We start from the raw sequence: 23,729 nt of genomic DNA, 5'->3' as shown, positions 1-23,729 counted from the left end.
GCCCCATGAACGCACCGATCGATCCCGCCAGCACGCTCGCCCCTCAACTCCTTCCCTTGCTCGCCCCGCTGCCGGGTGCTAACAGCACCGGCGAGGACATGTCCTTTTCCAGCGAATTCGACGCACTCGATGAGGCGCGTCGCGAAGATGACCCCTCGCTCGATCAAGGCGAATGGGTCACGACGCTGAAGGTGGCCGACTGGCGCCGCGTGATCGACGTCGCCACCGCGTTGCTAACCCAGCGCACCAAGGATCTGCGCGTCGCCGCCCGCTTCGCCGAAGCAAACGGCCGCCTGCATGGATTCGGCGGCCTCGCCGAAGGGCTGCAGCTGGCGGCCGGCCTGCTCGACGCCTTCCCCGAAACGCTGCACCCAATGCCCGAAGGCGGCGACACGGAAGAACGTGCCGGCGCCTTGGGCTGGCTGATTCAGCGTGCGCTCGACGTGGTCAAGACCGCACCGTTGCTGCAAGGTGACGGCAGCCCGCTGAGCTGGGACGACCATGAGCGCGCCCGCGCTGCCGGCGGCCGCGGTGAGGACAGCGAACCGCATGAGCACGCCGAACTGGCGGTTGCGTGGGAGGCGGCAACACGCGCGACGCCACTTGCCCGCCTCGAAGCCACTCGTGGCGCACTCGATGCGCTCGATGCTGCGATCCGCGCGCTGGATCGCGCCGCCGACACCGTGTTGGGCGACGAAGCGCCCTCCTTCCGGCTGCTACGCGAACTGCATGAACGCATCCACCACCTCGTCAGCCGCTTGATCATGGAACGCGGCGGCAGCGCCGGCACCCTGGTCAGCCAGGCGCCCGCCAACGACGCCCCGCCGCATCCGGCGCACGCCCCCGCGGCACACCATGCGCCGCGGCAGGCCGGGGCGATGACGCGCACCGAAGCGGTCGCGATGCTGACGCAGGTGGCGGAGTACTTCCGCCGCACCGAACCGCACAGCCCGGTCGCCTATCTGGCCGACAAGGCCGCAAGCTGGGCCAACATGCCGCTGCACGACTGGCTGCGCCAAGTGGTGAAGGACGACTCGGCCCTCGCCCACATCGACGAACTGCTGGGTGTGGCCCGCTGAAGCCCGCCGCCGATACATAACGACATCGCGCCACGCGGCGCCTGTCGTAGCATTGCTCCGTTGCCGCCCGGCGCACCCCTGCGCCGGGATACGGCCTTCCCACAAGGAGAGACGATGCGATTCCATGCCCTCGCTGCCGCGCTGATCGCGCTGCCGACCTGTTCCTTCGCCGCAGCGCCTGCGACACCGCAGATTCCGGTCACCGACGTCTACCACGGGGTAAGCGTGGTCGATCCGTATCGCTGGATGGAGGACATGAAGTCCTCAGAGTTTCAGGCATGGCTCAAGACGCAGGCCGACTACGCCAACGGCGTGCTGACGAAGATCCCCGGCCGCGATGCGCTGCGCAAGCGTCTCGGTGAGCTGGCGGACCTCGGCGAGGTCACCGGCGGTTACGAACAGGCGGCGGGCAAGGTTTTCTACCTGAAGCGTGCACCGGGCGAGAACGCCCGCAAACTGTGGGTGCGCCAGGGCAGCGAAGGCGCCGAACGCCTGCTGCTTGACCCGGATTCGATGCCCGGCGAAGGCGGCCACCATGCAATCGACTGGTACAGCGCCTCGCCCGACGGCAAGCTGCTGGCCGTCGGCATCTCGATGGGCGGCTCGGAAAACAGTGTGCTGCGCATCATCGACGTGGCAAGCGGCAAACTACTCGGCGAGTCGATCGATCGCGCCGGGCTCAACGAGCCGGGCATCGCGTGGCTGCCGCACGGCAAAGGCTTCTACTACAACCGCCACCCTGCCGACGAACGCTACAACAAGAGCGCAGTCTTCCTGCACCACCTGGGCGACGATCCGGCGAAGGATGTGGCCGTGTTCGGCTGGGGTGCCACGCCGTCGCGCGAGTTCGGTCTGGCGGATCTGCCCTACCTGACGACATCGAAAGACTCGAAGTGGGTGCTCGCCGAAGTGCTGCATGGCGACTCGGTCAATCGTTCGTACTGGATCGCACCGCTCGACAGGGTGAAAGGCGGCAATACCCCGTGGCGGCGAATCATCAACCCGGACGACAAGGTGACCCACGCGGTGCTGTCGGGCTCCGCCGTCTATGCGGTATCGCAGAAGCGTGCGTCACGCCGCGAGTTGCTCAAGTACGACCTCGCCAGCGGCAAGGCCACCGTCGCCATGCCGGCCAGCGAAGCGGTGCTGCAGGCACCCATGGCCGCCAAGGACGCCGTTTTCGTGAAGGCGCTCGACGGTGGCGTGAGCCGGCTCTTCAGGCTCGACAAGGCGAGCAAGCTCAGCACCGTTGCACTGCCATTCGAAGGCACTGTGCGCGAGATCAGCCCCGGGAACGACGGCAGCGTGCTGGTGCGCCTGGAAGGCTGGACGCGCCCGGCTCAAGTCTTGAAGATCACGGGCAAACGCGCGGAAACGACCAGCTTGCAGAAACCGCTCAAGGTCGATACCTCGGGCGTCGAAGCCCAGCGCGTGATGGTCAAGAGCCATGGCGGCACGATGGTGCCGCTGTCGATCCTGTCGCAGAAGAACGTCGCGCATGACGGCAAGCGCCCGACCATCCTGTCTGGTTACGGCGCCTACGGTATCTCGATGGAACCACGCTTCGCCGCTACCCGGCTTGCGTGGTTGGAGCGCGGCGGCGTGCAGGCAGTCTGCCATGTACGCGGCGGCGGCGAACTGGGCGAAGACTGGCATCAGGGCGGCTACATCCAGACCAAGCAGAACACCGTCAGCGACTTCATCGCCTGCGCGGAATGGCTGATCGCGAACCACTACACCTCACCCGCAACGCTGGCGGGCGTTGGTGGCAGCGCAGGCGGTATCACCATCGGCGGCACAATCACACAACGCCCGGATCTGCTGGCCGCGGCGCAGAGCGCAGTGGGCATTTCAGACATGCTGCGCATGGAAACCACGCCGAATGGCCCGCCCAACATCGAAGAGTTCGGCACCGTCAAGAACCCGGACCATTTCAAGTCGATGTACGCGATCAGCCCGTACCACCGCGTGAAGGATGGTGTGGCTTACCCGGCCGTCATCGTCACCACCGGTGCGAACGATCCACGCGTTGACGCATGGCTGCCCGGAAAATTCGCCGCGCGGCTGCAAACCGCCAACCCGAACGGGAAACCGGTGATTCTGCGCGTCGATTACGACGCCGGCCACGGCATCGGCTCGAACGTCGGGCAGGCGCTCGACGAAACGGCGGACGTGTGGTCGTTCTTCCTCTGGCAGATGGGCGATCCGGCCTTCCAGCCGACACGCTGAGCGCCCTGCGGCAGGCGAGCCTTCAAGGATTTTGGCTCGCCTGCCGTAATCGTGGCTGTGCGGGGTGGAGTATCGCCCCTGCCACCCCACCGGAGCCCGCGTGAAAGTACTTGTTGCCGACCCATCGCGCTTCATGCGCAACGTGTTCGGATCGATCTTCCTGGCGCGAAACATCGAGGTGCAGACCGTTGAGAACGGTTGCCAAGCCTTGATCGCACTGGAACGCGAAGATTTCGACCTCGCCTGTGTCGCGCTCGAACTCGGCGACATGCACGCCACCGAGCTTTTGATGTGCGCCCGGGCCCGCCAGAGGTCAAACGTGGTGAGCTTCGTCGCCATCACGTCCGACCGCGAAAAGGCACATATCGACGCTGCGCTCGCCGCCGGTTTCTCGGCCTGTTTTCACAAGTCGAACCAAGCGGCCTTTGAAGCGTACGTCGATACATGGACAGCGAGCGCAACCCGGCGGCTCAACGGCAGCGTGTTGCTGGTCGAGGACAATGAAGCGACCGCCCGGTTCTGCCGCGAAATCATGCAACACATGGGTCTGACGGTCGAGGTCAAGGCTTCGGCTGAAGCCGCCGTCGATGCGCTTCGCCATCGCAGCTTCAGTGTGGTTGTCACCGACTTCGTTCTGGCCGGCCTGCAAACGGGCCTCGACCTGATCCACTTCATACGCGCGCGCCCCGGCGCCGCGGGGCGCACGCCGATTCTTGCCCTGTCCGCGAGCGACAACGCGGGCCAGCGGATCGAGATTCTGCGCGCAGGCGCCAACGACTTCGTGCACAAGCCGGTACTGCCCGAGGAACTCGAAGTCCGGCTTCGCAACCTGATTACCCTGTCCGACCTGTTTGCGAGCCTCGATGCGCAGCATCAGATGGTGAAGGACATGGCCCAGCGCGACCGCCTGACCGGGCTTTACAACCGGCACCGCCTAGAGGAACTCGCGCCCGAACTCATGGCAGAAAGCCAGCGCACGCACAAACCGCTGTCCTTGGTGCTGATCGACCTCGACCATTTCAAGCGTATCAACGACACCTTTGGCCATGCCGCGGGCGATAAGGTACTGATCGCCGTAGCCAGCGTGCTGCGCAACGGCGCAAGAGCCGAGGATGTTGCCGTTCGCTACGGCGGCGAAGAGTTGCTGTTGCTGCTGCCGGGCCTCGACGTCAAGCAAGCGGCGCTTGGCGCCGACCGCATGCGGCGGCACATCGAAGGGCTCCGCCCGAGCGACATCCCGGTTACCTGCAGCATGGGCGTGGCGGCTTTGAAACCCGACGAAGACTTCGATACCCTCTTCCGGCGCGCGGACGCCGCTGCCTACCAGGCCAAGCAGCATGGCCGCAATCAGGTGATCGCGCACCAGTAGCGCGGGAAACCACGCATCCCCGAGCCCATGCGCAGCGGGCTAGAATCCCCTTGTGTGCAGAGCACAAACGGACACCACCGGGGGAGACGGCATGGACGTTCCGGCAGCGGACAACAACACCGCGCTGGCCATTGCGCAAGCGCTGATCGACGGCTTCAACCGCCACTACCGCATCTTCAGCGAGACCTCTCGCAGCGCAAAACAGCGCTTCGAACAGGCCGACTGGCAGGGTGAGCTGCGGGCGGTACGGGAACGGGTGCAGTTCTACGACGATCGTGTGAACGAAACGGTGATGCGCATGCACGCCGAATTCCACGCCGATCGCATCGACGATCGCACCTGGCAACAAGCCAAACTGCTGTACATCGGCTTTCTGATCAACCACAAGCAGCCCGAGCTGGCCGAGACCTTCTTCAACTCGGTGTGCTGCAAGATCCTGCACCGCACCTACTTTCACAACGACTACATCTTTGCGCGGCCGGCGATTTCGACCGAGTACATCCAGTCGTACCCACCCACCTACTCAAGCTATTACCCCCACGAAGGGGGGATGCGGGCCAGCGTCAAACGCATCATCGAAGACTTTGCGTGGCAGGTGCCATTCGAAGATCTCGACCGCGACGTCGAGCACATTCTTCGCACCGTTGAGGCGCATCTAGGCGAATGGCCTGCGCGCGAGGTGAACAGCCAGATTCAGGTGCTCTACTCGCCGTTTTACCGGAACAAGGCCGCCTACATCATCGGCAAGGCGATCAACGGCTATGTCGAAACCCCCTTCGCCGTGGTCGTGCGCCACAACCCCGAAGGGCGGTTGTACATCGATACGATCCTGCTCGAACCGTGGCGGATCTCGCTCTTGTTCTCGTTGTCACGCGCATACTTCCTGGTCGACATGGAAGTGCCATCCGGCTATGTGCACTTCCTGCGCTCGATCATGCCGAACAAGCCGCGCAGCGAGCTCTACACGATGCTGGGCCTCGGCAAGCAGGGCAAGACGATGTTCTTCCGCGATCTGATCGCGCACCTGCTGCATTCGAACGACCAGTTCATCGTCGCGCCTGGTATCCGCGGCATGGTGATGGCGGTGTTCACGCTGCCTTCGTATCCCTACGTGTTCAAGATCATCAAGGACCAGCGCGCAATCCAGAAGGAAATGGACCGCGCCATCGTCAAACGCAAGTATCAGATGGTGAAACAGGTGGACCGTGTGGGCCGCATGGCCGACACGCTCGAGTTCTCAGACGTCGCGCTACCCCGCCATCGCTTCCATCCGGACCTCGTGGCAGAACTGCGCGACGTTTGCAGCGAAAGTGTCGAGGAAGAGGGCGACACGATCGTCATCAAGCACCTCTACATCGAGCGCCGCCTGACCCCGCTGAATCTGTTTCTGGAGAAAGCCGACGCGGCACAGACCGACCACGCGGTTCAGGAATACGGCAGTGCGATCCGCGAGATGGCGCAGGCCAACATCTTCCCTGGCGACATGCTGTGGAAGAACTTTGGTGTCACCCGCTACGGCCGGGTCGTGTTCTACGACTACGACGAAATCGAGTTCATGACGGACTGCAACTTCCGTCGAATCCCGCCTGCACCCAACGAAGATATCGAGATGAGTGGCGAGGTGTGGTACTCGGTCGCCCGCAACGACGTGTTCCCGGAGGAATTCGGCACCTTCCTGCTCGGCCTGCCGAAAGTCCGCCAAGCCTTCATGAAGTACCACCCGGATCTGCTCGACGCCACCTTCTGGCAAGAGACCCAGCGCAAGATCCGTGAGGGCTACGTCGAAGACTTCTTCCCCTACCCGCAGCGCCTACGCTTCCGCCAGCTCTACGCAACGGAAACGGCCAAAGCCCCGGCCGGAGAAGCAGAGCTTCTCGCCGAGGCTGAGGATTGAAACACTCAACTGAGGGGGCCGCGAAAGCGGCCGTTTCAGTCAGGGGCGAACTGGCGTCCGCCGGAAGCCGTCAGGCTTCGAGCTTCGAGAGGATCGTACGGTCGACGTGACCGGAGGCGACTTCGCGCAGTGCGGTCACAGCAAACTTGTTCTTGCTGCCATCCACCTGCGGGGTGTGGCCACGGGCAAGCTGACGCGCGCGGATTGCGGCAGCGAGGGTCATTTCGAAACGATTCGGAATCGTCTTCAGGCAATCTTCAACCGTGATGCGGGCCATGTCTTTTCCTTGTGATACTTGCGTGTTACGGCCTTAGCCGCGAACGCGCTGTGATTTCTGCCACTGCAGACGACGGTAGTCTTCCTCGCAGTCGCTATCGCAGAATTTCTGCCCTTCGGTCAGCGTTTCGCCACAGAAGTGGCACACGCCGGTCGCAGCCAGCGAAGGCTCCTTGCGCTCCAGCGCCAACTTCAGGCTCAGCTCGACTTCTTGCTGGGCAACGTCTGCTTCATCCATCTTCGTACGTCTCCGTAATCTGGAAACGGAGGCAATGCATGCCACCCGCGAAAGGGGCGGCACTTTACCAAGTTTTGAGGCTGACGTCTCGCCGGGAAGCGGATCGCGCTCCAACAGTGTGCCAGAATAGTCCGTCCTGCGTGTATCCGAGAACCCGATGAGAGCACTCGTACCGATACTGGAGGACATTGCCGCCTCGCCCGACAAGCGTTCGGCCGATGCGCTGCTGGAGATCATTGCCAGCTTGCGCCCGCGCGAGCTCGAAGCGCCCGGCGCAGCAACCCAGCGGCTGCGCGCGATGATCTCGGTGCTGCAGACGCGGCCGCACCTGGCCGAAGGCCTGCGCAGCTACCTCTCCGGCGTGTTCGCTACGCGCGTTCAGCGCTCGCTGTTCGCCGACCTCGGCATCCTGACCAACGACAGCATCGTCGGCGCGATCACCAAACGCCTGGTCGCCAAGATTCTGCCCCCAGCGCACGACGATACCTACCTGCAGGATCTGTTCGCCGCGCTGGTCCGCGAGGCACGCGATCAGCACTGGATCACCGAACTGCCGGAGCAGGTTGTCGTTGAACTGCTGCAAGTGATCGGCTTTGGCGCTGCGCACAGCGCCAACGAGCGCCGGATGGATGGCGAGATGATCGAAGCGCTACGGATACTTTCGTTCCGCCTCGCATCGCTCGGCCTGGAACCGGACTTCCTGCGCTACGACAGCGACGCCGCCTCGCGCGAATCGCCCTTCGTCGCGCAGACAGACGAAGTCCAGGCCTGGTCCGCCGCCGCCTTCGCGACGCTCGCCGACCCCGCCCTGCCTTGGCCCGACGCGAGCCATCTCGATGTGCTGCTCGACCAGTGCGAGAAGCACATCGCCCGGATCCGAAAACTCGCACGCCAGGGCGGCGCCAGCATCGCGCTGACCTACGACGCGCAGCGCGCTGGCCAAACCATCGATCGCATGCGCGTGCTGGTGCACCTTGCGGCGCCGGACAGCTCGGAAGCACAGCAACAACGCAAGCTGGCCTTCTTCCGCGAACTGCTGCAGCACGAATCGGAGAAGAACAGCGTGCGCGCCGTGCTGGTACGGGTGACCGACCTGCTCGCCTTGCAGGTGACGGAACACGCCAGCCGCACCGGCGAACACTACGTAGCCAGCAACGCTGCGGAGCAGAACCAGCTCTTCCGCGCTGCCGCGGGTGCCGGCTTGATCGTCGCGTTCATGGCGATCATCAAGATCTTCGCCGCCAAGGCGCATCTGCCACCATTGTGGGAGGCCATCGCGTTCAGCCTGAACTACGGCCTCGGCTTCATCGTGGTGCACCTGTTCCACTTCACGATCGCGACCAAGCAGCCCGCCATGACGGCAGCACTGATCGCGGCGACGATGGACGAAGCCAAGGATGGCAAGCCACCGCTTGATCGCCTCGAAACGCTGATCATCGACGTGCTTCGCAGCCAGTTCATCGCGATCCTCGGCAACGTCGTCGTTGCGTTTGGGGTCTGTCTCGGTATCGGCTTTGCTTGGCCGTACGTGTTCGGACAACCGATGGTTAACGCCGCCAAGGCCGACTTGCTGCTGCACGACCTGCGCCCGGTAATGAGCATGGCCATTCCGCATGCTGCAGTGGCCGGTGTCTGCCTGTTCCTGGCGGGCCTGATTTCGGGCTACTACGACAACAAATGTGTCTATGCGCGGATCCCGCAACGCATCCGCCAGATCCCGCGGCTGCGGCGCTGGCTTGGTGAGGCGCGCCTGAACCGCATGGCGGGCTACATCGAGAACAACCTCGGAGCGCTGATGGGTAACTTCCTGTTCGGCTGCATGCTTGGCTGCATGGGCACGATCGGCTTTATGCTTGGCCTGCCGCTCGATATCCGCCATGTCACCTTCGGCGCAGCCAACTTCGCGTACGGCATCACGGCGCTTGGCTTTGACGTGCCGCTCTACTTGCTGGTGAGCTGCGGTCTCGGCGTTGCGGCGATCGGCCTGACCAACCTGCTGGTCAGCTTCAGCCTTGCGCTCTACACCGCGATGAAGTCGCGCAAGGTGCGCTTCGGCTACAGCCGGCAGTTGTTCGGGCGGGTGCTGAAGCACATCGCCCGACGCCCACACGATTTGCTGGTGCCACCGAAAGCACCCCGGCGCCCGCCGGGGCAGTAAGCACCGGGGCGCCAGCCCAATCCAGGCAAGGCCTCACGTGGGCCGGGCCTTGCACTGTATAATTTGCGGTTTTTCCGAATTCGTCTGGAGCGCGCCCATGGCCCGGCCCCCACGCTTGAAGCGTGCGCTGCCCCCCAAGGGGGTGCCCGCCTCCTCGAATCGGTTTATCGGAGGCTGATATGGACGCAGAACGCATCAACGCGATTGCCAACAAGCTCGAGGATCTGAAGACCCGCGAGCACGCCCTACGGGGGTATCTTTGACTACGAGACGAAGCATCGCCGTCTCGAAGAAGTCAATCGCGAACTGGAAGACCCCAACGTCTGGAATGACGCTGCGCGGGCCCAGGAACTAGGCAAGGAAAAGAAGTCACTCGAAGGGGTTGTGCTGACGCTGGACGACATCGTCGCGCGCATCACCGATTGCCGCGAGTTGTTCGACATGGGCCAGGCCGAAGAGGACTGGGACACGGTTGAAGCGGTCGATGCGGACGTGAGCAGCGTTGAAGAGGTCGTCGTCGGCCTCGAATTCCGACGCATGTTCAACAACCCGATGGACCCGCGCCCCTGCTTCATCGAGATCCAGTCTGGCGCCGGCGGCACCGAGGCGCAGGACTGGGCTGGCATGCTCGAACGCATGTACCTGCGCTACTGCGAGCGCAAGGGCTTCACCGTTGAGCTGCTGGAAGAATCCGAAGGCGAAGTCGCTGGCATCAAGAGCGCGACGATCAAGGTCTCGGGTGAATACGCCTACGGTTACCTGCGCACCGAAACCGGCATCCACCGCCTGGTGCGCAAGAGCCCGTTCGACTCCAACGCGCGGCGCCATACGAGCTTCTGCTCGGTGTTCGTGTTCCCGGAAGTCGACGATTCGATCGAGATCGAGATCAACCCGGCCGACGTGCGCACCGACACCTACCGTGCCTCGGGCGCGGGTGGTCAGCACATCAACAAGACCGACTCCGCGGTGCGCCTGACGCACATCCCCAGCGGCATCGTTGTGCAGTGCCAGAACGACCGTTCGCAGCACCGCAACCGCGACGAAGCCTGGCAAATGCTGCGCGCGCGCCTCTACGAAGCCGAGCTGCGCAAGCGCCAGAGCGAGCAGCAGAAGCTGGAAGACACCAAGTCCGACATCGGCTGGGGCCACCAGATCCGCTCCTACGTGCTCGACCAGTCGCGTATCAAGGATCTGCGTACCAACTACGAAGTCGGTAACACGCAGGCTGTGCTCGATGGCGACCTGGAAGGCTTCATCCAGGCCAGCCTCAAGCAAGGCGTCTAAGGAGACCGGGGCGGCTGTACTGCCCGCCCCGCCCTGCATGCAAGACGCACACATCCACGACCCGGCGCAGCCGCGCAAGACCGCCACTGACGCTGGCGGCACGCGCCGTCACGCCACCATGGCGCAGACCGATTCATGGCAGGCCGCGGTGGATGGCGGTGCGCTGGATGACTTTCTCGCTGCCGGCGTCACGCTCGACGATGTGCCAGCGCTGTGGTCGCTGGCCCGCGCGCAGTCACTGATCGCCGCCTTCATCACGCTGTTCCGCGGTGGCGAGGAAGAAGTCTTCATCCGCCTGCACGTGCTGCGCGAGATGGGCGGCCGCGCCGAGACCCCGCGCTGGGGCCCGGACGAACTGCGCCGCCACTTCGCCTACCTCGATCCGATCAAGCTCGAAACCGTGCTCGCGCGCTTGCGCGAAAACGGCCTGATGGTGTTCGGCGAAGACCGCCAGTACCAGCTCACTGATGCCGGCCGCAACGCAATGGCGGCAGTGTCCGTGCTACTGCGCTTCGGCGAGGACGAAGACGCCGAACTGGGCTTCCTGACCACCCAGCTCGCCGGCATGCAGGTAACGGGCACGGTCACGCCCGAAGTGCTGCAACACCTGCTCGCCAAGCTCAATGCGCTGAGCGAGTCCTTCGAGGAAGCGATCGCCTCCGGTTCCGAATTCCGCATCGTCGAAGCCCGCAGCCGCCTCTCGGCCAATATGCGCTGGCTCGACAAGGGCACCGGCATCCTGCGTTCCCTGCTTGATGTCGAAGAGGTCACGCCCGAGATCGGCCGCGTCGCCCATGCGATCGGCCTCGCACAGAGCAAGCTTGCGCGGGTTGATGCCGCCTTCCAGCGCGCGCTCAACAAGATCGAATCGCAACGCGTCACCTTGGGCGAATCGGGCGTGTCCTCATCGGACGTGATGGTCTGGCTGCGCGGCAAGTCGACCGCCGAAATCGCCGCACTGGCAAACAACGCCCTCGGTGCCGCACCGCAGACACAGTTTGTCGCCGGCGGTCATGAGTTGCTGGACCGTGCCGAAAGCGCGCTGTCCGAAGACGTGCAACGCATGGAAGCGGACAACAGCCTGCCGACACCGCAGACGGTCGACCAGAACCTCGCGCCCGAATCGGAAGACCTGTCGCTGCTGTGGAAGCTCACCGACCGGCTGATCAACGTCGCCGAGACAGCGCCCGCGCAGCGGCTGGTGCTGGGTGGCGGGTTCGCGCCGGCGAGCTACCGCCTTTCACTGCTGTCTCTGTTGGGTGGTGTGGAAGCCCAGGCCGAAGGCCCGGTTGCCGACCTCACGCAACTCCCCTACGAACTCGTTCTTGAGGATCACCAGATCCCGGTGCATCAGGACGAAGTCGCCACCATGTCGGCAGGCGTAGTCCGCCGCCGCGACAGCTAAGCAGGCCTACCGATGCGCCAAGGCACGATCACCCAATGGCATGACGACAAGGGTTGGGGGCTCATTGCGCCCGACACCAGCGGCGAAGCGCTTTTCTTTCACATCAAAGCGTTCGAGCCGCGGACACGGCGCCCGCAAACAGGGCTGGCGGTGATCTACATCGCCGGGGTCGATGCCAAAGGGCGCGCACGTGCGACCTCGGTCAAGGCGCCCGCGTGGATGGGTTCTGCCGACAACCTGTCGCGCCAGCCGCGCGGCGGCCGCGGAACACCGACATTCCCTTGGTTGGCAGGCCTGGTTGCGCTGACCGTGCCGCTGGTGGCCTGGCAGTTGAGCGACATGATGCTGCTCGGCGCCGCCTATGCGGTGATGAGCGTGATCTCGCTACTCGCCTACAACCTCGACAAAAGCAAGGCAGCAGGCGCGGGGCGACGGACTCCGGAGTCCACATTGCATCTGCTGGACCTGGCATGCGGATGGCCGGGCGGCCTGCTGGCGCAGCACATGTTCCGCCACAAGAATCGCAAGATGTCCTTCCTGGCGGGCTTCTGGGTGACCGTCGCGCTGAACATCGCGGCCGTCGCTTACCTCCACCCAGCGCTTTCTGCACTTCACTGACGCGGCATGGAACACGAAATCACAACGCTTACCGCGCGCCTGCTGGCCCATCGCTGGCTGCCCCGAACCGATACGCAGGTGAAGCGCGCGCTGGTCGACGAAACCTTCCGGCATGAACTGGAGCATCGCCTCGCGCAAGTTGGCCTCGTGCTGCTCGACAACCCGTTCGCGGCGCATGTCGCGGTCGGCTTGCAGGAAGACATGCTCGACGCCGTATTCGGCGGGCGCGATTACCAGGCCAGCACAATGGGCCTGACACGCGACGAGATCGCGCTGCTGATCGTGATCTGGGCGCTGATCATCCTGCCCAAGCGGGAGCGCCAGCTCGGCCGCCGCGAGCGCGACGACGACGGCCAGAACGACATGTTCGGCCAGGACAAACCGATCACTCACGGCGAGGAAGTCTCCGGCGCGATTTCCGAAGCTTCGCTGCTGGCCGACTTTGGCAGCCAGCTCGGAGGCAAAACCAAGGTGCGCAACTTCGCTCTCGGCAAGCTCGCGCGCCTGGGCTTCATCGAGCGCCGCGGCGGCATGATCCACGAAGGCCCGCTGCTCGACGTGCTGCTCGACTACCGCGTGCTGGCCGACCGAATCGTCAACGGCACGCTGGCCGATGTGCTGGCCGCTGCCGGCCATGCACTGCCGCAGACCGAGGACATGGAAGAAGACGAAGAAGAGGCCGACTTCGCGCCGGCTACCGTCTCGCCCAGCACCCCCGCCGCCCCCAACACCGATTCCACGGACGCCTGATCCCGCATGTTCCACATCCGCGAAATCGAACTGGTCCACTGGGACTTCTGGCGCCGCTTCACGGTGCCGCTGGATGCCCAGATCATCACCATCGTCGGCCCCAACGGCTCCGGCAAGACCACGCTGCTCGACGCGCTGCGCACGCTGTTCGCGCTGCGCTGCTCCGGCAAACGCGAGTTCCGCCGCTATGTGCGTCGCGCCAACGCCGGTGTGGCGTGGATCCGCGCGACCGTCGCCAACCGGCCGGGGCCGACCGGCAAGCGCCCATTCTTCCCCTGCCTCAAGGACGACGTCACGCTCGCCTGCCGCATCAAACGCGCCGGCGGCGACTGGACGCGCGAGTACACAATCGAGGACGGCATCGTCGCGATCGAGGAACTCGACGAACGCGCGCAATGGGCGGGCCTGCGCGACTACCAGACTCGGCTCGCCTACGCCGGCCTGACCCCCGCCATCGCGAAGGTGCTCGCGCTCGAGCAAGGCGACACTGACAAACTGTGCGAATACTCGCCGCGCGCCCTGCTCGACCTGGTCTTCGACGTGTTCGGCGACAAGGAAGTGCTGGACAACTACCAGACCGCGCGCACCGAGCAGCACACCGCGCTGCGCGAACTCGAGTCGCTCGCGCTGGATCTGGAAAAGCTCCGCGCCCAGGCCGAGGCCAAACGCCTTGAAGCGGACCGTTACATGGAGTGGCGCGACCTCACGCGCGAAACCCAGGCGCTGGAAGCGGAGATCATTCCGCGACTCGAAGTGGCCGACCTCACGCGCGAAATCGCCGAAGCACGCGGCAAGCTGCGCGGCGCGCGCGTCGATACGCGTGAGCGCACCGCCGTCGTTGCCAGCGCCAATGCCCGGCTCGCGGAACTCGACAGCGAACGCGCCCAAGCGCGCGAAGCGCTGGCCAACGCCAAGGCGCTGCTGGCTGAACAGGACGCGTTGTGGCTGACCGCACGCGACCGCCTACGCGACATCGACCGCCTGCTCGCCGAGCGCGACGCGCTGCGCGAGCGTGTCAGCCGCGAACACGGCGCCGATGCCCTCGCCAGTGAAGAGGAAGCCTCCGCCGCATTTGCCGCTGCCGACGCCGCACGCAGCGAAGTCCGCTCGCTCAAGGCGCGCTTTGAGGAAGTGACCGAGCAGTTGCGGCAAGCGCGCGACAAGGCCGGCCCACCGCAGGAAGCGGACGTGCGCCGCTTCCGCAGCCTGCTCAACGACAAAGGTATCGAACACTTCGCCTTGGCCGAACTCACCGAGGTCACCGACCCGGCCTGGCAAGGTGCCGTCGAGGCGATCCTGCGACCCTACCGTTCGTTGCTGCTGCTCGAAGACGAGAACGACCGCCATGCGGCCTGGTCGCTCGGCGAGCAGGAGCGCTTCCGTCACTTCCTCGTCGCCGACCGCTCGCCCTGCCCGGGGGCAATGCCCGGCAGCCTGCTGGAAGTGGTGCGCTTTGCCGGCGACCCGCCACGCTGGCTGGCCGACTTGCTCAACCGCATTCAGCGGGTCGAGAACGCCGACGCTGCCAAGCGCCTGCCGAAGGATCAGGACTGGATCACCCGCGACGGCTACCACCGCGAGCGCCGCGGCGCCCGGCACTTGGGCGTGCCGCACGAGTTCTGGTTCGGCGCCCTCGCCCGCACCGCGCGGGTCGATGCACTGAATGCCGAAGTCCGCGACCTGGACGCCCGCCTGCAGGCTGCACAGAAGCAGCAGGACGAAGCCGATGCCCGCCTGCGCGCGTGCCGCGAAAAGCTGCTCGGCCTGCAAGCCGCGGAGCTGATGCTCGCAAGAGCATCCGAATTCGAAGCCGCTGCGCAGGAGCAGACGATTGCGCGAGCCGCCCAGCAGACGGCCGAAGCGCAACGCGAAGCAGCCCGCGCCGAAGTTACCCGCCGCGAAGAAAGCCTGCGCGGCATCGACATCGAAGCCAACCGTCGCAAGGATGAACTGCGCGTTGCCCGCGAGGCGCTCGTGCGCCTCAACGCCGACGACAAGCCGCAACGACTCGAACAGGCGGCGCGCCTGATGCGCCTGCGCGGCAAGCGCCGCGGCATGCCGCGCCACTGGCTGGCGCCCGAAACGCTGGCCGGGCTGGCCGAGCAGTTCAACGGCCTTGCTGGCGCGCGCAACGAACTGGCACGCCTGAAGCGCCGGCTCAACGAAGGTGACTGGGCGACCGACGATCAGGTACTGATCGTGCGCGACAAGCTCAAGCTCGAACTCGATGCACGCGAACGCGACTACCGCGAGCGCAGCGGCTACTGCGAACGCACCCGCATCCTGGTGGATGAGGCGCGCGCCGCCTACATCGCGAAGCTGCGTGCAACGGTGCGGCAGTACGCCAAGAACCTCCGTGCGCTGGGTGATCTTGCCGGCATCCACGTCGAATGCCCCACCCCGCTGCTGGAAAACGAAGACGCCACGCTGTCGTCTGCCGGGCTCGAAGTGGCCTTCGACTTCGACCAGAAGGGCGTGCAGACGCTCAACGACGGCGAAGCTTCCGGCGGCCAGCAGGTGATGAAATCGCTGATCCTGCTGGTCGGCCTGCTGATGGACGACGCTCGTCCCGGTGGCTTCGTCTTCATCGACGAACCCTTCGCGCACCTGGACGTCGCGAACATCGACCGGGTCGGTGCGTTCTTGCGCGCAACACGGGCCCAATACCTGATTACGACGCCAGTGACGCATAATGCCAACGTTTTCCAACCGGCCCAGCTCACGCTGGTAACGCGGAAAAAGAAGGGTGGCGAGGACTGGGCACCGCCGATTGGCGTGCTGAGACGCGAAATCTAGCCCTCAAGCCCTTGCAGCACCTGCCGTTAAGCGACTAACCCACACAGCCTGTGCTGACATGAGCGAAAAAAAGGGTCTTGCCAGTCTTGCCGGAGCACCGGACCAGAGCATGTTCAAGCTGCTCGGTCAGGTACGCGCGATGTCGTCGAGCCGCGATCGCGAGCAGATGACCTTGCGCCTCGTGACCGCGATGCGCGATGTGCTCGGCGCCTCGGAAGTCACGCTCTACGCCGTCAGCGCGTCGCCGAAAGGCCCGGTCGGCGCAATCGTTGCCGTCGCGCGGCCCGACCATGAGCAGGTCGCGAATGAGGATGAAGATCATCCGCCGGTCGCGCTTCATGAAGATGCCTTCCTCGACGGCGCAATTCGCTCCAGCGATGGCGTAGCCGAAAGCAACACGGATGGCATCTACCGGCTGGCACTGGCGATGGGGGACGCGGGCAACCCACACGCCCTGCTCGTCGCACGTTGCGATGTAGCGCCCGAAGCGCGCGTCCGCGACGCCTTCCTGCATGTTGCGCACTTCTATCAGAACCAGCTCGATCTGCTCGACTACGCAGAACTCGACACGCTGACGAAGCTCCTCAACCGCAAGACTTTCGACGAGAACTTCGACCGCTTCATCGCTAGCGTCGGCCGCGCCCAGCAGACCGACCCCGAGCGCCGGCAGCAGGACGACCTCGCGGCCCGGCCCTCGTGGATGGGCGTGATCGATATCGACAAGTTCAAGCGCATCAACGACACCTTCGGCCACCTGTTCGGCGACGAAGTGCTGCTGCGCGTTGCCGAAGTCATGAAACACTCGTTCCGCCAGCGCGACAAGCTGTTCCGCTTTGGTGGCGAAGAGTTCGTCGTGCTGCTGCGCAACGTCAGCGAAGCGGATGCCCGCGCGATCTTCGAACGCTTCCGCATCGCGGTGGAAACCCACGAATTCCCGCAAGTCGGTCAGGTCACCGCATCGGCCGGCATCACCCGCATCGACCCGACGCTACCGCCGGCCGAAATGCTCGGCCACGCCGACGAGGCCCTGTACTTCTCGAAGGAAAACGGCCGCAACCAAGTGAACTGCTACGAGGATCTGGTCGCGCGCGGCTTGCTCGAAGGCCCGAAGCAGGCTGACAACACGGACTTGCAGGCCGATATCGACGCGCTGTTCGACTGACGCGCGCCAGGGCGGCGTTACAGGCAGCCCTTATCGCGCCTGAGCCCTGTCAAAGCCACAGGGGGCGCCGAATATGTCAAAATTACGCCCTTTGCACCCGCGGGGCGCCCGTGCCCCGGACGTCCGGCCTTCGCCGGTCGCCGCGTGCCCTGCCTTGAGCTTCCGCCATGTCCGAAAACAACGAATCCCAAGTCCCTCAGGACGAGAACCACATCATTGCCGAGCGTCGCGCAAAGCTCGCGAAATGGCGGGAATCCGGCAAATCCTATCCGAACGACTTCCGCCGTGAGAACACCGCCGGCAAGCTCGACGAGCTGTATGGCGACAAGGACAACGAAACGCTGGAAGCGACCCCGGTCGAAGTAAAGGTCGCCGGCCGCGTGATGCTCAAGCGCGTCATGGGCAAGGCTTCGTTCATCACGATCCAGGATCTCTCCGGCCGCATCCAGCTGTATGTCACGCGCGACGCCGTCGGCGAAGACGTGTATGCCGACTTCAAGACCTGGGACTTGGGCGACATCGTTGGTTGCGTCGGCACCCTGTTCAAGACCAAGACCGGTGAGCTGTCGGTCAAGGCCAACGAGATCCGCCTGCTCTCGAAGTGTCTGCGCCCGCTGCCGGAAAAGCACAAGGGCCTGACCGACGTCGAGACCAAGTACCGTCAGCGCTACCTCGATCTGATCACCTCGGAAGAATCGCGCTACACCTTCGTCGCGCGCAGCCGCCTGGTGCAGTCGATCCGCAACTACATGAACGGCCACGGCTTCCTCGAAGTCGAGACGCCGATGATGCACCCGATCCCCGGCGGCGCCTCTGCCAAGCCCTTCGTGACGCATCACAACACGCTGGATATGGAGCTCTTCCTGCGCATCGCGCCGGAGCTGTACCTGAAGCGTCTGGTGGTCGGTGGCTTCGAGAAGGTCTTCGAAATCAACCGCAACTTCCGTAACGAGGGGACGTCCACGCGGCACAACCCCGAGTTCACGATGATGGAGTTCTACGAGGCGTACGCGGACTACACGCTGCTGATGAACTTCACCGAAGGCCTGCTGCGCCACGCCGCGCGTGAAGCGCTGGGTACCGAAGTGTTCCAGTACCAAGGGCGCGAGCTGGATCTCTCCAAGCCGTTCCATCGCCTGACGATGGCCGAGGCGATCCACAAGTACCACCCAGGATTCACGATGGCCCAGCTCAACGACGCCGCCTGGCTGCGCGAGAAGCTGACCGCCATGAAGGTCGATGTGAAGGGCGACGCCGGCCTCGGCACCCTGCAACTCTTGATGTTCGAAGAGAACACCGAAGCGGAACTGTGGGAACCGACCTTCATCGTCGACTACCCGACCGAGATCAGCCCGCTGGCCCGCAAGTCCGACACCCGCCCGGAAATCACCGAGCGTTTCGAACTATTCATCGTCGGCCGCGAAATCGCCAACGGTTTCTCGGAGCTCAACGATCCGGAAGACCAGGCCGAGCGTTTCCTGGAGCAGGTCAAGGCCAAGGAAGCCGGCGACGACGAGGCGATGTACTACGACGCCGACTACGTCCGCGCACTCGAATTCGGCCTACCGCCCACCGGCGGATGCGGCATCGGCATCGACCGCCTCGTCATGCTGCTGACCGACAGCCCCGCCATCCGCGACGTGATCCTGTTCCCGCAAATGCGACCCGAGTAATCGACGCGCCCGCCGCTTCGGCGTGAAACAGAAACCGCACGCGAAAGCCGTGCGGTTTTTTTTGTGTCCTGCGCAGGGAACAGCCAGACCCTCTGGCTAGCCGAGCAGCATCGATGTCACCTAAGAAAGCAATGCAGACATCCCTGGCAACAGTCCGCGCTGCGCCACACTGAGCGCCGTCACTCGATCGGAATGTAGAGGTCGGTGATGACTTGTTCTGGCGCAACTTCACGCGGATCGTTGACGAAGTGCTCGCACGGCATGGCGTCGCGCAACGCGTGACCTGCGCGCGGTACCCAGTCGCGATAAACGCTGGTCCACGCCTGCCACAAGGTGGTGTAGGGGCCGAGGTGGCGGAATACCGCCCAACGCCCAGCCGGCAGCGTTTCGAGATGCAGGCCGTCCGCCAGTGCCGGCAACTCGCCGTCCATCACGTAGCCGGCAATGAAGCGCTGATCGGGGTCGTCGGGGCCTCGCGGGCAATCCGGCGCCATGGCGATCGCACGTTGAACCTGTGGCATCACCGCCATGGCTGCTGCGCCCGCCTGCAACCGGCCGAATGCGCGCCGCGCAGCAACACCCATACCGTTGTTGACGCGCCCCCGCTCAGTGGCACACAGCACGCGTTGTTCAGGCAGCGAGGTAATCTCGGGGGTAAGCATGGTCAAGTCCTTTCTTCGACGCGAATAGGTGTGCTCACCGACCATGCCAAGCCTGGGGTCCACCGGCGACTCGCGGATCTCGCTGGCGTTCATGCCGAAATGCCGGCGTAGCGCCTTTGCAAGCGCGGGGCCGCTTTCGAAACCGATGTCGAGCGCGATTCGCGTAACGCTATCGCGGCTGCTACGCAGACGCTCGATGGTGCGCGACATGCGGGCGAGGAACACATATTCGGCAGGCGTAAGCCCGGTCATCGCCGCAAACACGCGGTGGAAATGAAAACGCGACATTGAAGCCACGCCCGCGAGTTCACTGCCGTCGAGCGAATGATCGAGGTGCCGGCCAACATGGGCGATGACCAGGTTGATGCGGCGGCGATACGAGAGTTCAACAGGTCTGCGCATGTTGGTCTGGTCTGAGCGAGGCGCCAGTCTAGGGGCGCGGGGCGGGCGATGTGTGTCCGTGATTGCTCGCTTTGAGCATGCCCAGAAGTGTTCATCGCGTACATCGCGACGCGCAGGCCACGCGCTTCGTTTGGTCTGCAAGCGCGTGCGGTGATTTGACATCACTTCACAGTCGCCGTGGCGCATCCGTAAGTTTCGCGCATTAGATTGCCAAGCTTGAATCGACGGATGGAGCCCCCGCCCATGAACCAGCTCAGACCGGACCCGAATTTCTCCGCCCTGTCGCGCTCGGAAGTCGAAGCAGCGCTTGCCACACCCGATGGCGACAACCCGATCGCGTGCGAAGTGGCGCGCTTAATCGAAGCCTATTCTTCGCTGGCGCTGAAGCTGATTGATAGCGGCAAGACTGCTTGGGTGTTGCAGCACACATCGCCCGAAACTGCGGTGGAGCAGATTGCGCGCGAAATCAGTGCCGAGCAGGTTCGCGGCATGATTGCCGCGCGTCGCCGTGGTGTCTGTGTTTAAGCGCCGCGGCCCCCCCAAAGCGCGGTGCGCCTCGGCATGCCCGTGACCGTGCACGACGAACCGCCCGTCCGGTGGCGGCGGTGCAAGAGCCGCAAAATCGTCGAACGCGGATAGAATCACCCTAAGGTGCAAACCGTAGCGGGCGCACAGGCGGCATCTCTCCAGACCGGGGTTGAGCCCTTGCGCCAAGATGGTTTGCACTTGGTCTTTCCGGGATGCGGATGCATCCGGAAGAATCCGTATCCGATCCCCCCAAAAAGATAGAGCCTGCAAGCGTGAGCACCGATTACCGCCCACTCGATACCGCCAGTCTTCAATTTGGCGAAGACGGCACGCCGTACTCGATCAAGTACGACGATGTCTATCACCCACATGCAGGTGCGATGGGCCAGGCGCGCCATGTGTTCCTGGGTGGATGCGGGCTGCCTGCAGGCTGGCAGGGCCAGGACGACTACGTCGTGCTTGAAACCGGTTTCGGGCTCGGGCATAACTTCCTGGCCACCTGGGAAGCGTGGCGTGCAGATCCGAAACGCAGCCGCCGGCTGCACTTCATATCGGTCGAGAAGCACCCGTTCCCGGTGACTGATCTTGCCGAAGCCCACGCCGCCTCTGGCGCGCCGCCGGATCTCGCCGCGAAGCTGCGTGCGCAGTGGCCGCTGGCGATGCCCGGCTTTCACCGGATGCATTTCGACGAAGACCGCGTCACGCTGACGCTGCTCTTCGGCGAAGCGCACATGCTGCTGCCCGAACTGCATGCACAGGCGGACGCGATCTACCTGGATGGCTTTGCACCGGGGAAGAACCCGGACATGTGGTCGCCGGCCGTGTTCGAAGCGCTCGCCGAGCGTTCGCACTCCGACACCCGCATCGCAACCTGGTCGGTGTCGGCCTGGGTGCGCACTGCGCTGGCCGAGGCGGGTTTCCTGACCGACAAACAGGCCGGCTTTGCCGGCAAACGCGAGATGCTGTGTGGCCGTGCGACGACGATCTCGGAGCGTCGCCTGTCGCCGACGGATCGTCGCGCCATCGTCATCGGTTCCGGCCTCGCGGGCACTTCGATGGCGGAACGGCTCGCATCGCGTGGCTGGGATGTGCAGTTGCTGGAATCCGCCTCGCAGCCTGCGCAGGGCGCGTCGGGCAACCTCGCGGGCGCCTTCCGGCCGCTGCCATCGGCAGACGACGGCCGCCTGTTCCAGATGACCCGTGCAGGCTTCCTGTACGGCCTACGCCACATCAAGGGCCTGCAGGCCGAGGAACTTCAGGTCCGCTGGGCGCCGTGCGGCGTGCTGCACCTGGCGCGCGACGCCGAGCAGGAAGAGAAGCAACGCGCGATCGTTGAATCAATCCAGGCACCGCAGGACTTCGTTCGCTTCGTGGACCGCCGCCATGCCGAACGCATTGCCGGCGCGCCGGTCGCTTACGGAGGCTGGTTCTTCCAGCTCGGTGGCTGGATCAACCCGCCGAGCCTGTGTGTTGCGAATCTGGCGCGCTTTCCGGGTCGCATCACCGGCCGCTACAGCTCGCCGGTTGCACGCCTGCAACGCGTCGGCAAGATGTGGCGTGCGGTGGCCGCAGACGGCCAGTTACTCGCCGAAGCGCCGATCGTGGTGCTTGCCAACGCGGCCGACGCCAAGCGCCTCGCGCTCGCCGACTGGATGCCGCTGCGGGTGGCGCGTGGGCAAGTCTCGCATCTGCCGGAAGATGCCGTTCCGGCACTCAAGACGGTGGTTTGCGGGCAAGGCTATGCCACGCCGGCAATTGATGGCGTGACCTGCGCCGGCGCCACCTTCTTCGCCGACGACGAATCCACGCATGTCCGGCTCGGCGACCACCTGGAAAATCTCGACAAGTTGCAGAAAATGTTGCCCGGCTTCGCGAAGAACGTGCCGATGGATCGCCTCAGTGGCCGTGTCGGGCAACGCCCGGTGTCGCTCGACCGCATGCCGATCGCGGGTGAAATGCCGTCGGTGATGAGCGGCCGTGGTTTCGACATGGCCAGCGTGCCGCGCCATGCGGGGCTTTATATGCTTTCGGGCTTTGGCGCGCGTGGGCTGGTGTGGTGTTCGCTGCTGGCGGAATACGTCGCGAGCCAGATCTGCAACGAGCCCTCACCCCTGCCGGATTCGCTGGCCGACCGCGTGGACCCGGCGCGCTTCCTGTTCCGCAAGATCCGCAGCGCGCCGATCGCCGAGATCTGAGCCCGTTCAAGACTGTATCCGGGCCTGCGTCCGTAGGGCCCCGGATACAGATGTAAGCGCAGGTAAGCCCCGTCCTCCAGACGCCGTTGCGGGCGTTATCTTGACTGTACCCCCCAACTCAGGAGGCCAGTCATGTCTGCAGTCAGCCAACACCCGCCCCGCATGCATCCGATGATGTGGATCGCGGCCGGCTCCGTTACCCTCTTCAGCCTGGCCGGCATCGGCGCAATGCTCGGCGTGCTGCCGATTCCGCAGAGCGCGACACCCATCAACGAACCGATCAAGGCGGAACAGCCCGCGACCATCGCGCCGGCGCCGGTTGCCCCGGTCGCCACCGCGTCAGCACCCGTCATCGCCAGCGCAGCCACTACCGACGAAGCGCCCGTGGTGAAAACCAAGCCTGCGCAAAAACCGGCACACAAGCCGGTCGCAAGCAAACCCCACACGCATCAGGTGCCGGCGAGTACCGCGCAGGAGACTGAGCGTAACGAACCCCAGCAGACGGCGGCCGGCGGCATCCCGACGCGCACGCCGGACAGCACACCGCGCACGACCCGCGTTGCGCGCTGCGATGATTGCGGCGTGGTCGAGAGCGTGCGGACGGTCGAACAGGCAGGAGAAGGCACCGGCCTCGGTGCGATCGGTGGTGCCGTCCTCGGTGGCGTACTGGGCCACCAGGTTGGTGAAGGCACCGGCAAGCAGATCGCGCGGATTGGTGGCGCCATCCTCGGCGGCTTCGCAGGCAACGAGGCTGAGAAGCGCATGCGCACGAACAGCCACTACGAGATCACCGTACGCATGGACGATGGCAGCCGGCGCACGATCAAACAGACCAGCGCGCCCGCATGGCATAGCGGGGACAAGGTCCGCGTTGAAAACGGCGTGCTGATGAGCCGCGACGACTCGTCAGTACCGACGATGCTGTAAACGGCACTCGACTCGGGGCGGGCGGTAGCACGACCGCCCCTGTGCACAGGCGGTCGCCCTCTGGGGAAGCTAAAGCCGCGCGGC

General features: G+C 64.7%; 18 protein-coding genes. 15 read left to right on the top strand and 3 right to left on the bottom strand.

All coding sequences use genetic code 11. From position 1 onward, the window contains the following. The first annotated feature begins 5 nt into the window (after positions 1 to 5). From tssA to aceK, 4 genes are all read left to right on the top strand, one after another. Positions 6 to 1,079, top strand: a complete 1,074-nt coding sequence (gene tssA, locus ACE3P0_RS07100) for a type VI secretion system protein TssA (protein WP_374401290.1) — start codon at positions 6 to 8, stop codon at positions 1,077 to 1,079. Positions 1,080 to 1,193: 114 nt separating this feature from the next. Further along, the gene (locus ACE3P0_RS07095) at positions 1,194 to 3,308 is read left to right on the top strand and encodes a prolyl oligopeptidase family serine peptidase (protein WP_374401288.1); all 2,115 of its coding nucleotides are present in this window, start codon (positions 1,194 to 1,196) and stop codon (positions 3,306 to 3,308) included. A gap of 100 nt (positions 3,309 to 3,408) precedes the next feature. Continuing rightward, positions 3,409 to 4,677: a diguanylate cyclase gene (locus tag ACE3P0_RS07090; RefSeq protein ID WP_374401286.1), complete on the top strand. Its 1,269-nt coding sequence runs from the start codon at positions 3,409 to 3,411 to the stop codon at positions 4,675 to 4,677. 91 nt (positions 4,678 to 4,768) lie between these two features. Continuing rightward, complete coding sequence (gene aceK, locus ACE3P0_RS07085; RefSeq protein ID WP_374401284.1) at positions 4,769 to 6,571, top strand: bifunctional isocitrate dehydrogenase kinase/phosphatase; 1,803 nt, start codon at positions 4,769 to 4,771, stop codon at positions 6,569 to 6,571. Between the two features lie 70 nt (positions 6,572 to 6,641). On the opposite strand, the gene rpoZ is transcribed toward aceK, so the two are convergent. Together rpoZ and ACE3P0_RS07075 are read right to left on the bottom strand one after the other, a co-directional pair. Beyond that, on the bottom strand, positions 6,642 to 6,848 hold the full coding sequence (gene rpoZ, locus ACE3P0_RS07080) for a DNA-directed RNA polymerase subunit omega (protein WP_374401282.1): 207 nt from the start codon (positions 6,846 to 6,848) through the stop codon (positions 6,642 to 6,644). Between the two features lie 33 nt (positions 6,849 to 6,881). After that, a complete protein-coding gene (locus tag ACE3P0_RS07075; RefSeq protein WP_172203054.1) occupies positions 6,882 to 7,085 on the bottom strand; it encodes a DUF2116 family Zn-ribbon domain-containing protein in 204 nt (67 codons plus the stop codon). A gap of 157 nt (positions 7,086 to 7,242) precedes the next feature. Here ACE3P0_RS07075 and ACE3P0_RS07070 point away from each other — a divergent pair, with 157 nt between their 5' ends. The 8 genes from ACE3P0_RS07070 (at position 7,243) to lysS (ending at position 18,931) form a co-directional block, all read left to right on the top strand. Beyond that, complete coding sequence (locus ACE3P0_RS07070; protein WP_374401280.1) at positions 7,243 to 9,243, top strand: site-specific recombinase; 2,001 nt, start codon at positions 7,243 to 7,245, stop codon at positions 9,241 to 9,243. Positions 9,244 to 9,422: 179 nt separating this feature from the next. Continuing rightward, positions 9,423 to 10,527 (top strand): peptide chain release factor 2 gene (gene prfB, locus ACE3P0_RS07065; protein ID WP_374401279.1). Its coding sequence is split into 2 segments (ribosomal slippage): positions 9,423 to 9,503 and positions 9,505 to 10,527, totalling 1,104 coding nucleotides; the frame shifts between segments, so codons are not numbered across the junction. Between the two features lie 37 nt (positions 10,528 to 10,564). Beyond that, on the top strand, positions 10,565 to 11,932 hold the full coding sequence (locus tag ACE3P0_RS07060) for a hypothetical protein (RefSeq protein ID WP_371814721.1): 1,368 nt from the start codon (positions 10,565 to 10,567) through the stop codon (positions 11,930 to 11,932). A 12-nt stretch (positions 11,933 to 11,944) separates the two neighbouring features. After that, positions 11,945 to 12,550: a DUF1294 domain-containing protein gene (locus tag ACE3P0_RS07055; protein ID WP_374401276.1), complete on the top strand. Its 606-nt coding sequence runs from the start codon at positions 11,945 to 11,947 to the stop codon at positions 12,548 to 12,550. A 6-nt stretch (positions 12,551 to 12,556) separates the two neighbouring features. Next, positions 12,557 to 13,300 carry a hypothetical protein gene (locus tag ACE3P0_RS07050; RefSeq protein ID WP_374401275.1) on the top strand — a complete coding sequence of 248 codons (744 nt, stop codon included), beginning with the start codon at positions 12,557 to 12,559 and terminating at the stop codon, positions 13,298 to 13,300. A gap of 6 nt (positions 13,301 to 13,306) precedes the next feature. After that, positions 13,307 to 16,096, top strand: a complete 2,790-nt coding sequence (locus tag ACE3P0_RS07045; protein WP_374401273.1) for an AAA family ATPase — start codon at positions 13,307 to 13,309, stop codon at positions 16,094 to 16,096. 58 nt (positions 16,097 to 16,154) lie between these two features. Further along, positions 16,155 to 17,258, top strand: coding sequence for a GGDEF domain-containing protein (locus ACE3P0_RS07040; RefSeq protein WP_374401271.1), 1,104 nt, complete (start codon positions 16,155 to 16,157; stop codon positions 17,256 to 17,258). A gap of 167 nt (positions 17,259 to 17,425) precedes the next feature. Continuing rightward, on the top strand, positions 17,426 to 18,931 hold the full coding sequence (lysS, locus tag ACE3P0_RS07035) for a lysine--tRNA ligase (protein WP_374401269.1): 1,506 nt from the start codon (positions 17,426 to 17,428) through the stop codon (positions 18,929 to 18,931). A gap of 179 nt (positions 18,932 to 19,110) precedes the next feature. Here lysS and ACE3P0_RS07030 read toward each other — a convergent pair whose 3' ends face one another. Next, a complete protein-coding gene (locus ACE3P0_RS07030) occupies positions 19,111 to 19,995 on the bottom strand; it encodes a GyrI-like domain-containing protein (RefSeq protein WP_374401267.1) in 885 nt (294 codons plus the stop codon). A 243-nt stretch (positions 19,996 to 20,238) separates the two neighbouring features. On the opposite strand from ACE3P0_RS07030, the gene ACE3P0_RS07025 reads away from it, so the two are divergent. The 3 genes from ACE3P0_RS07025 (at position 20,239) to ACE3P0_RS07015 (ending at position 23,645) form a co-directional block, all read left to right on the top strand. Continuing rightward, on the top strand, positions 20,239 to 20,520 hold the full coding sequence (locus tag ACE3P0_RS07025; RefSeq protein ID WP_374401265.1) for a hypothetical protein: 282 nt from the start codon (positions 20,239 to 20,241) through the stop codon (positions 20,518 to 20,520). 275 nt (positions 20,521 to 20,795) lie between these two features. Then, a complete protein-coding gene (mnmC, locus tag ACE3P0_RS07020; protein WP_374401263.1) occupies positions 20,796 to 22,718 on the top strand; it encodes a bifunctional tRNA (5-methylaminomethyl-2-thiouridine)(34)-methyltransferase MnmD/FAD-dependent 5-carboxymethylaminomethyl-2-thiouridine(34) oxidoreductase MnmC in 1,923 nt (640 codons plus the stop codon). A 132-nt stretch (positions 22,719 to 22,850) separates the two neighbouring features. Beyond that, positions 22,851 to 23,645: a glycine zipper 2TM domain-containing protein gene (locus ACE3P0_RS07015; RefSeq protein ID WP_374401261.1), complete on the top strand. Its 795-nt coding sequence runs from the start codon at positions 22,851 to 22,853 to the stop codon at positions 23,643 to 23,645. The last annotated feature ends 84 nt before the right edge of the window (positions 23,646 to 23,729 follow it).

The organism is Niveibacterium sp., from assembly GCF_041909475.1.
Taxonomy (GTDB): Bacteria; Pseudomonadota; Gammaproteobacteria; order Burkholderiales; family Rhodocyclaceae; genus Niveibacterium.
This window is presented reverse-complemented; position numbering and strand designations above follow the sequence as displayed.